Consider the following 7335-nt stretch of genomic DNA (forward strand, 5'->3'; position numbering starts at 1 on the left):
GGATGCTGCTGCAGCGATTAAAAATCAACTGGAAAATCGCGATTTTGTCGTTCGGTATCGTCCTGTTCTCGCTCTGTATCGGAGGGACGATTCTCCTTGGCAGCATCGTCCGGCTGAAAGAGGAAGAGCTTGGGCGGCGGCTGCTTGTCACCGCCCGCACCGTGGCGCAGATGCCGGAGATCGTCTCCGGCCTTGCGGACCCCAACATGCGCGACGGCATCCAGCTTGCCGCCGAGCGCATTCGCATCATCAACGACGTGACCTACGTCGTGGTGATGGATATGCACCGGCTGCGGCTGTCGCATCCGGTGGAGAGCAAGATCGGCACCGTTTCGTCCGGTGCCGACGAAGGCCCCGCCTTTGCCGAGCACACTTACGTGTCCAAGGCAAAAGGCGAGCTTGGCACGGCGCTGCGCGCTTTCGTGCCGATTATGAACGCCGACCATGCGCAGGTCGGCGTCGCGCTCGTCGGCCGCATCCAGCCGACCGTAGGGCAGGTGCTGCTGGACCTGTCGAATCAAGCCTACGTCGTGCTGTTCATTTCCCTGCTCTTCGGGCTATGGGGGTCGTGGAAGCTCGCCCAGCATATCAAGCGGCAGATGTTTGAGCTGGAACCGCACGAAATCGCCGCGCTGCTGGTCGAACGTACGGCGACGTTCAACGCGATGCATGAAGGCGTTATTGCCATCGATAAGTTCGAACGCATCACGATTTTCAACGAGAAGGCGAAACAAATGCTCAAAGTATCGGGCGACGTCGTCGGCAAGTCGATCTGGGAAGTGCTCCCCGATACGCGGCTGCCCGAAATACTGGAGCTCAATCATCCGATCTTCAATCAAGAGCTGGTCATTCAAGAAACGCCGATCATGAGCAACCGGGTGCCGATCACCGTAGGCGGGGAAACCGTCGGCGCCGTTGCCATTTTTCAAGACCGGACGGAAGTGACGCGGATGGCTGAAGAGCTGACCGGCGTCCGGACCTTCGTCGATGCGCTGCGCGTGCAAAACCACGAGTACATGAACAAGCTGCATACGATCGGCGGCTTAATTCAGCTCGGCAGCAACGAGAAAGCGCTTGATTTTTTGTTCGAGATGACCGAGCAAAAAGAAGAGCTGACCCGTTTCCTCGACAGCCGTATTCGCAACGAAAGCTTGACCGGTCTGCTGCTTGGCAAGATCAGCCGCGGCCGGGAGCTTGGGATCGAAGTAACGATCGACCGGCAAAGCCGGCTGGAACGGTTTCCCGAACGGCTCGATCATCACGATTTCGTGATCCTGCTCGGCAACCTTCTGGAAAATGCTTTTGACGCATTGCATCACCATACCAAGGATAACAAACACATCTTTATCAGCCTCGAACAAGATGACGACGTGCTGTCCGTCCTCGTCGAGGACAATGGCTGCGGCATGGAGGAGTCCGTCAAAACCCGCATATTCGAGCACGGCTTTACGACCAAAGGCGACGACGGACGCGGAATCGGCCTTCACCTGATCGACGATATCGTGCGGAAAGGCGGCGGCTCGATTCAGATCGAATCAGCCCCGGGAGAAGGAACCACATTTATCATTACGTTCCCGATGCAATAGTTTTTTGCAGTCCGATGCTCTTCATTTACAGTGAAAGCGAGGGGGATGACAGGCAACATGGCAGACGGTATGAACGAAACGAAGCGGGACGTTCTCCGCGTCCTGCTGATCGAAGACGATCCGATGGTGCAGGAAGTCAACAGTCAATTTGTCGAGCGAGTGGAAGGCTTTCGTGTCGCAGGCATTGCCTCCAGCGGGGATGAAGGCTTGCGCATGGTAAAGGAGCTTCAGCCCAATCTCGTCATCCTCGATATTTTCATGCCGGTGCGGGACGGCATCGAGACGATTCTGGAGCTCCGCCGAAATCAAACCCCTGTCGATGTTATGGTGATCAGCGCAGCCAACGATATGCGCACCATCGAGCGGATGCTTCAGAACGGGGCCGTCGATTACATCATGAAACCGTTTAAATTTGAACGGGTGAAGCAGGCACTTGAGCATTACCGCCAGATGAAGGCAGCGCTCGATAGCGAACAACCCGCTTCCCAATCCGAGCTGGATCGGCTGCTTTTCGGAAGAACGCATGATGCGTCTTCATCAGACAGGCAAAAGGAAGAGCCATCGGAATTGCCCAAAGGGCTCCAGGCTGTAACCCTCAAGCAGATTGTGCAATTTCTAGTCCTGCAATCGAAGGCGCTTTCAGCGGAGGAGGTCGCCGAAGGTGTCGGCATCGCCAGAGTGACGGCCAGACGCTATCTCGACTTTTTGGAGAAAAGCGGTCAACTCCGTCTCGATCTCCAATATGGGGTTGGCCGCCCCGTCAATAAATACAGATTATCCCCTCCGCCTGGCGGATCGCGTTAACGAACAACGCGGTCCGCTTTTTTTTGTGCCCTTTCCGAAGACCAAAAAGACCAAAACAACCAATATGTCCAAATGATTCACAAGTCATTATGAAAGCGATAACATAAAAACACGAAAAGAGAACGCCATGTAGAAATGAGGAGAATTTTCATGAAAATCAATTTCAAAAACCTTACGGTTCAGGTCTTGATTGCGATTGTCCTCGGGATCTTGATCGGACAATTTTTCCCAACGTTCGGGGTGCAGCTCAAAGTGCTCGGCGATATATTCGTCAAACTGATCAAAATGATCATCCCCCCTATCGTCTTTTTCACAATTGTAATCGGTTTCGCGAATATGGGAGATATGAAAAAAATCGGCCGGATCGGCGGCAAAGCGCTGCTGTATTTCGAAATCATCACGACCTTTGCGATGTCGATCGGGATTGCCGTCATGTATCTCGTCCGCCCCGGTTCCGGCATGGACGTCAGCAAAGTCGGGGCCAACGCGGCCGACGTGGCAAAATATGCGAAGCAAGCGACGGAATCTCCGCACGGCTTCACGGATTTTCTGCTCAGCGTCATTCCGGACAGCGTCGTAGGCGCGCTCGCCAAAGGCGACATGCTTCCGGTGCTTTTATTCTCCGTCATGTTCGGTCTCGCTATGGCCTCCCTGGGCGAGAAATCGAAACCCGTCACGCAATTATTCGAGAAATTGAACGACATTTTCTTTAAATTGGTCGCTATGATTATGCGCTTCTCCCCTATTGCCGCTGGCGGCGCCATGGCTTATACGATCGGGAAATTCGGGATTGCCTCCCTGTTCTCCCTTGGCAAAATGATGGGCTCCGTTTATATCACCATGATTCTGTTCGTCATCGTTATTCTCGGCGCAATAGCCCGGTTCTACGGCTTCAGCATCTTCAATCTGCTGAAGTTCATCAAAGAAGAAATTTTGCTGGTGCTTGGCACGTCCTCCTCCGAATCGGCGCTGCCGCGCTTAATGGAACGTCTTGAGAAATACGGCTGCTCCAAGTCGGTCGTTGGCTTGGTCGTCCCAACCGGCTACTCGTTCAACCTGGACGGCACATCGATCTACTTATCGATGGCAGCGCTTTTCATTGCGCAAGCCTATGGCATTGAACTGACGTTGCTGCAAATTGCCACGCTGCTCGGCGTGCTGATGCTCACCTCCAAAGGCGCGGCAGGCGTTACCGGTTCCGGCTTCGTTACCTTGGCAGCCACACTTGCCGCAATCCCGGGCAACGTCATCCCGATCGAAGGCATGGCGCTTCTGCTCGGCGTTGACCGTTTCATGTCCGAAGCACGCTCCATCACGAATCTGATCGGCAATAGCGTCGCCACCGTTGTTATTGCGAAAAGCGAGAAGCAATTCGACAATCAGACGATTGCGGTATCCCCTGCTTCGGAAGAAGGCGCTTATGTAAGCGGAGAACCCAAGGCCCTCACGACGAATTAACGTGCAAAAAAGCAGCCGTCCCCTTACCGGGGCGGCTGCTTCATTATTTCCTATTTCGACCGTTCCACAACCGTATCCTCGAACACACATTCTTCCAGCTTCAGCATTTTCGTTTTATGCTTCCACTTATACGTCAGCCATATCGCCAAAAAGAGCGGAATGCCAATATAAGAAGCGAACAGGTAAGCCCAATCGATCGTACCGTTCTTAATCCCGCTAATACACTGACCGACGATAACGATAGCGCACAATACCCCAGCCAGGATCGGCCCGAACGGAAACCATTTGGCTTTGTACGGCAGATCGTTGATGTCCCGGCCTTGAGCGACATAGGCTTTGCGGAAACGGTAGTGGCTTATCGCTATGCCGAGCCAAGCGATAAAGCCCGACATGCCGGATGCATTCAACAGCCAAGTGTAGACGACACCGTCCCCGAACGAGGAGGACAAGAAAGCGAACATGCCCAAAGCGCTCGTCGCCAGCAGCGCATAAACCGGAACGCCTCTCTTACTTAGCTTGGTGAGAAAACGCGGTGCTTTCCCTTCTTTCGCCAGCACCCACAGCATCCGGGTCGACGCGTACATGCCGGAGTTTCCTGCTGACAGTACCGATGTAAGAATAACGGCATTCATCACCGATGCGGCGATGCTAAGGCCAGCTTTTTCAAATACCATCGTGAACGGGCTCATCGCCACGTCGCTGCTGGCCAAATTTTCGTTCGTATACGGAACAAGCAGACCGATCACAGCGATAGCAATCAAATAAAACAGTAGAATGCGCCAGAAAACGGAACGAATCGCCTTAGGCACGTTGCGGCGCGGATCTTCACTCTCCCCCGCGGCTATCCCTACCAGCTCTGTTCCCTGAAAGGAGAACCCTGCGGCCATAAATACGCCCATCGCAGCCAAGAACCCTCCGTGGAAAGGCGCGTCGCCAATCGTAAGGTTACGCAAGCCGACGGCTTCGCTGGACCAGATGCCGATAATCATCAGAATGCCGATTCCGATGAACACGATGATCGTGACGACCTTAATTAACGCAAACCAGTACTCCGATTCTCCGTAGCTTTTTACCGAAAGCAGATTGAGCCCCACCATCAAGGCGAGAAACAACGCGCTCCAGAGCAAAGAAGGACTGTCCGGAAGCCAAAATTTAATGATTAGTGTCGCTGCCGTCAGCTCGGCGGCTATCGTAATCGCCCAGTTGTACCAATAGTTCCAACCGAGTGCGAACCCCAACGACGGGTCTACGAAGCGGGCCGCATACGTACTAAACGATCCCGATACCGGCATGTAAGTAGCCATTTCGCCTAAGCTCGTCACCAGAAAGTAAACCATGATTCCGATAACCAAATACGCAAGGAACGCCCCGCCCGGACCGGCCGAATGAATAGCTCCGCCGCTGGCCAGAAACAGACCGGTGCCGATGGAACCGCCGAGCGAAATCATTGTCATGTGCCGGGCTGTCAGCCCTCTTTTCAACTGATTCGGGGATAAAGATTTCTCCACTTGGGTAGAATTCATAGATCGCTACTCCTTCTGAAAATGTTAAGGTCACCCTCATCAAAAATTTTTTTATGGCGCTTTCAATGGTTCGTAAGGCATAAAAAAAGCCGCAACCTGTATGCGACTACTTGGTGCTCTTAGGTTTATTCATAAAATCTAAACAATATGCCTACCCATTCTATCATATTTCGTTTCATATTATCTAGTCTTTCTTTTGACAGCTTTCTCTCCTAAGAAAAACACCGGAAGGCATTGGGAATATTAGCTTTTCTCCGCCCTTCTTTCGACTCCAGACGCGTTGTTAGGGACTAGAAACGCGAGAGCCTACGGGGAGCCATTCTCTGTGTAAGGCATCCAAGGGACCGTCGGAATGGCTGACGCCCCCCGCCTCTGTAAGCCTATGCTATCTGCCCGATGATAATGCTACCATGCTTAATGTTTCGTTAATCAGCTTCACGATAGGCTCCGTTTGATCGTGAATGAAGAAATGTCCGCCATCATACTCGATAATTTTGAAGGCGCCGTTGGTATGGTCACTCCAAGCAGTCAGATGCTCAGGAACCATGTCATCTTCTTTTCCATTCAATACGGTAAGGCCGCAATCGAACTTCGTATTTTTCCCGTGGTAAACATAGTTTTCAACCAGCCTATAGTCCGATCTTAAAAGCGGAATAAAGATCTCCGCCAGTTCCCGGTTTTCGAACAGTTCGCGTGGTGTTCCTCCGAGTTGGTGAACCTCAGTCATAAACTCGGCTTCGGGGAGGAGATGCATCACCTTCCTGTCATTCGGACACTGCGGCGCCCGGCGTCCGGATGCAAAGATGTGCACCGGTTCCACGCCCTTTTGCTGCTTAATTTTGCAGCAGAGCTCATACGTCAGCAAGCTTCCCATACTATGCCCGAACAAGGCAAACGGGGCATGAAGCCTTCCGCTGATCTCACGGTAAATATCTTCGACCGCTTGCTCTACATTAGCATAAGGAGACTCGTTAAATCTCCGGCCCCTTCCGGCCAACTCCACAGGATATAATTCAATATCCGCATTCAATAATCTTTTCCACTTGGAATAAATCGTAGCCGATCCGCCGGCATAAGGCAGACAAAATAACTGAATTTTACTCATGAAATGAATGCACCCCAATCCGTTTGATAGAACGTATTCTGCGTTAATCGTTTTGCTTAAAACGGCAAAATAAATATAATCCTCATTCTAACCTTCCTTGTTTACATTTTGTACAGCTACCGTAACCTACATTTTACCAAATAAAATAGGTATTGTATATTTAGTTTTTGTTATAAATAAACGCAAAAAAGTAAAAGATTCGATAAGTCTCCGCAGAATCTCTTTTGCCAATGCCAAACCTCAACGACAAAAAGAGCTTTTTTCGAAGCAAGTATTTCTACTTTCTTCAAAAAAGCTCTAAGTTTTTTAGCCTGCTTTATTATTGGTAAGTAAAGTACGTGCCCTGAGAGATTCGAACTCCCGACCTTTTGATTCGTAGTCAAACGCTCTATCCGGCTGAGCTAAGGGCACATAATCTGTTCAATAAATGGAGCGGAAGACGGGATTCGAACCCGCGACCCTCGCCTTGGCAAGGCGATGCTCTACCCCTGAGCCACTTCCGCGTAAAGATGCGGTCGAGAGGACTCGAACCTCCACGGCTGTTACACCACTAGAACCTGAATCTAGCGCGTCTGCCAATTCCGCCACGACCGCATATTTAATTTTGGTGCGGTTGAGAGGACTCGAACCTCCACGAGCGTACGCCCACTACCCCCTCAAGATAGCGTGTCTGCCATTCCACCACAACCGCATATAACGTGAGCCATGTAGGACTCGAACCTACGACACCCTGATTAAAAGTCAGGTGCTCTACCAACTGAGCTAATGGCTCATAATCTTAAAACTGGTGGAGGCTGATGGATTCGAACCACCGAACTCGTCAGAGAACAGATTTACAGTCTGCTGCGTTTGGCCACTT

At 51.7% G+C, this 7335-nt stretch carries 5 protein-coding genes and 5 tRNA genes; 3 read left to right on the forward strand and 7 right to left on the reverse strand.

Features of this window, described 5'->3' with window-relative positions:
• Window positions 1-2: 2 nt before the first annotated feature.
• The 3 genes from NLX71_RS22060 to NLX71_RS22070 all read left to right on the forward strand — a co-directional run bounded on the left by NLX71_RS22060 (window position 3) and on the right by NLX71_RS22070 (window position 3848).
• Complete coding sequence (locus NLX71_RS22060) at window positions 3-1586, forward strand: ATP-binding protein (protein WP_254365914.1); 1584 nt, start codon at window positions 3-5, stop codon at window positions 1584-1586.
• 57 nt (window positions 1587-1643) lie between these two features.
• Complete coding sequence (locus NLX71_RS22065) at window positions 1644-2390, forward strand: response regulator (RefSeq protein WP_254365915.1); 747 nt, start codon at window positions 1644-1646, stop codon at window positions 2388-2390.
• 150 nt (window positions 2391-2540) lie between these two features.
• On the forward strand, window positions 2541-3848 hold the full coding sequence (locus NLX71_RS22070; protein ID WP_254365916.1) for a dicarboxylate/amino acid:cation symporter: 1308 nt from the start codon (window positions 2541-2543) through the stop codon (window positions 3846-3848).
• A gap of 50 nt (window positions 3849-3898) precedes the next feature.
• On the opposite strand, the gene NLX71_RS22075 is transcribed toward NLX71_RS22070, so the two are convergent.
• From NLX71_RS22075 to NLX71_RS22105, 7 genes are all read right to left on the reverse strand, one after another.
• On the reverse strand, window positions 3899-5371 hold the full coding sequence (locus tag NLX71_RS22075; RefSeq protein WP_254365917.1) for an amino acid permease: 1473 nt from the start codon (window positions 5369-5371) through the stop codon (window positions 3899-3901).
• Between the two features lie 385 nt (window positions 5372-5756).
• Window positions 5757-6476 carry a thioesterase II family protein gene (locus NLX71_RS22080; protein WP_254365918.1) on the reverse strand — a complete coding sequence of 240 codons (720 nt, stop codon included), beginning with the start codon at window positions 6474-6476 and terminating at the stop codon, window positions 5757-5759.
• 337 nt (window positions 6477-6813) lie between these two features.
• Window positions 6814-6887: transfer RNA gene (locus tag NLX71_RS22085), tRNA-Arg, on the reverse strand.
• Window positions 6888-6904: 17 nt separating this feature from the next.
• Window positions 6905-6979, reverse strand: a tRNA-Gly gene (locus NLX71_RS22090).
• A gap of 7 nt (window positions 6980-6986) precedes the next feature.
• Window positions 6987-7070: transfer RNA gene (locus NLX71_RS22095), tRNA-Leu, on the reverse strand.
• A gap of 11 nt (window positions 7071-7081) precedes the next feature.
• Window positions 7082-7167: transfer RNA gene (locus tag NLX71_RS22100), tRNA-Leu, on the reverse strand.
• Between the two features lie 8 nt (window positions 7168-7175).
• A tRNA-Lys gene (locus NLX71_RS22105) sits at window positions 7176-7248 on the reverse strand.
• Window positions 7249-7335: the final 87 nt, after the last annotated feature.

The sequence above is a fragment of the Paenibacillus sp. MZ04-78.2 genome, from assembly GCF_024213375.1.
GTDB lineage: Bacteria > Bacillota > Bacilli > Paenibacillales > NBRC-103111 > Paenibacillus_G.